Here is a 553-nt window from a genome sequence, read left to right as displayed (position 1 = left end):
CAAAGGCAACACTGCTTCAAAGGCAACGTTTTCAGATGATCCCAGAATGGTTCTGAAGGCCAGACGAGCCGGCATTTGAGCCTGCTCTTTTGTATCTGCGCAACCTTGATGACCCAGATGCATCCCCATTCCTCGATCTAAGAGAACAACATGACCACGACTGAAATGACCCAGGAAGTTCGGCACGAAGCAGCCCTCAAGAAATACCTCGAGGAATCGCCGCAGCTTAAAGAAGAGATCAAGGACCTGAGCGCTGATGATCAGCGCGACCAGATTCAGTGGGCATTCGAGGACGAGGCCGAGAGCCAGGGCTATCAGCCCTGGGAGCTGACCCTCAAGTACACCTCGACACCGGAAGAATTCGAAGCGGCGCGGCTGGCCTTGCACAAAGAGGCGGCCGAGGTGCTGGGTGTCGAATGGGAAGAGTACTGCGAGATGAACGACCTGGTCGTCTGAAGTTTGTAGTGAGCGGGCTTGCCCCGCGCTGGGTGGCGTAGCCGCCCCAATAAGACCACAGCGTTATATCAATTAGAACGCGGCGGTAGATTTTTGG

1 protein-coding gene is annotated in these 553 nt (G+C 55.2%); it reads left to right on the top strand.

Going from position 1 to position 553, the window contains the following annotated elements; all coding sequences use genetic code 11:
• Positions 1-150: 150 nt before the first annotated feature.
• On the top strand, positions 151-456 hold the full coding sequence (locus BM70_RS0130970; protein WP_025859597.1) for a DUF6388 family protein: 306 nt from the start codon (positions 151-153) through the stop codon (positions 454-456).
• Positions 457-553: the final 97 nt, after the last annotated feature.

It is taken from the genome of Pseudomonas sp. CHM02 (assembly GCF_000612585.1).
Lineage (GTDB): Bacteria > Pseudomonadota > Gammaproteobacteria > Pseudomonadales > Pseudomonadaceae > Aquipseudomonas.
The sequence above is the reverse complement of the archived record's forward strand: the minus strand, read 5'-3'. Positions and strand labels throughout refer to the sequence as shown.